Source organism: Synechococcus sp. WC101, assembly GCF_047461555.1.
GTDB lineage: Bacteria > Cyanobacteriota > Cyanobacteriia > Thermostichales > Thermostichaceae > Thermostichus.
Map to the genome: position 1 here is coordinate 1 of NZ_JANSHG010000306.1, position 1,168 is coordinate 1,168.

The window sequence follows — 1,168 nt, forward strand, 5'->3', positions numbered from 1 at the left end:
GTCCAGCACCGCTCAAACCCTGGGCAAGGAGCTGAAAGCGCTGAACTGAATTGTGCAAAAGCACGAGGTGCTGATCGCAGAAACTGATGCTGGCTCCCCGAGGAGCTCTGGCTCGCTTTGACAGGCGCAGCGGTGCTATCGAGCTCCGCCCGGCTTAGCTGCAGGAGGAAACGGGAGAGATACGCCAAGAAATGCTGCGGATGTGGCAAGGGATCTGCAATTGGTGGCGGGATTTTCTGGAGTTTCTGCAAAGATAGGCCAAGCCAATTCCAGGAACTGGGCCTGGATCTTTCGCGGGCTGGTCTAAATTGGGAAAGCATTGACCTTGGTGTGAGAGCATGGCTCCCTTGAGAAAGCGACAGCGGCGATTTTGGCTTTTTGGCCTGATCGTCCTTCTGGTCGGATTGATGGGATCCCTGACGCAAGCGCAGCAAAGCCTCACCCAGGCCCAGTTGGAGCAGGCCCAATACGTGCGCAGTTGCGGCACTTGCCATGTGGCGCTGCCCGCTCAGGTGTTGCCCACCGAAACCTGGCGACGGCTGCTACAGGATCCCAACCACTACGGCCAGCAGATCCAGCCCCTGACCGGCGTGGCTTTACAACTGGCTTGGGGCTATTTGCGGCCTAATTCCCGTCCCCTGCGCCAAGGGGAACCGGTGCCCTATCGCCTGGCCGAGTCTCGCTACTTCCGCGCTTTGCACCCGCAAGTAGACTTTCCCAACCCAGTGCGGGTGAGCGGCTGTGTGGATTGTCACCCCAAGGTCGATGCGGGAGACTTTGCCAGCCTCTCGCCGGAATGGCAATCTTGAGAGGCGCAGAGACAGCATGCAGGTAGATATAGGCGCTATTCTGACCGGATATGCCCAGGGCTACTTCCTCATGGCGGACGAAGAAACCGGATCCCTGGCCTGGTATGGCACCGAGCAGCACGCGCTGATCCCTTTGGACGAGCGGTTTCACTGTCCCCGTTCGCTGCGGCCTTTGGTGCGCGGCAGTTGCTTTCAGGTGCGGATCAACGGCGCTTTTGAGCAAGTGGTGGAGGGCTGTGCCGCTCGCCCCCAAACTTGGATTAGCTCGGAATTAAAGCAGATCTACCTTGCCCTGCACCAAGCGGGGTTTGCCCACAGCTTTGAAACCTGGCAGGGAGACACCCTAGCAGGCGGGATCC

2 protein-coding genes are annotated in these 1,168 nt (G+C 59.3%); both read left to right on the plus strand.

Features of this window, described 5'->3' with window-relative positions:
* Positions 1-338: 338 nt before the first annotated feature.
* Positions 339-809 (plus strand): hypothetical protein, encoded by a 471-nt coding sequence (locus NW809_RS12710; protein ID WP_011429530.1) that lies wholly within the window; start codon positions 339-341, stop codon positions 807-809.
* 16 nt (positions 810-825) lie between these two features.
* Positions 826-1,168 (plus strand): leucyl/phenylalanyl-tRNA--protein transferase (locus NW809_RS12715; protein ID WP_414402312.1); only part of this gene is annotated, 343 nt, incomplete at its 3' end.

Bases quoted from the DNA above. Each gene is read 5' to 3' on its own strand.
- NW809_RS12710 (WP_011429530.1), top strand. From the start codon at position 339: ATGGCTCCCTTGAGAAAGCGACAGCGGCGATTTTGGCTTTTTGGCCTG.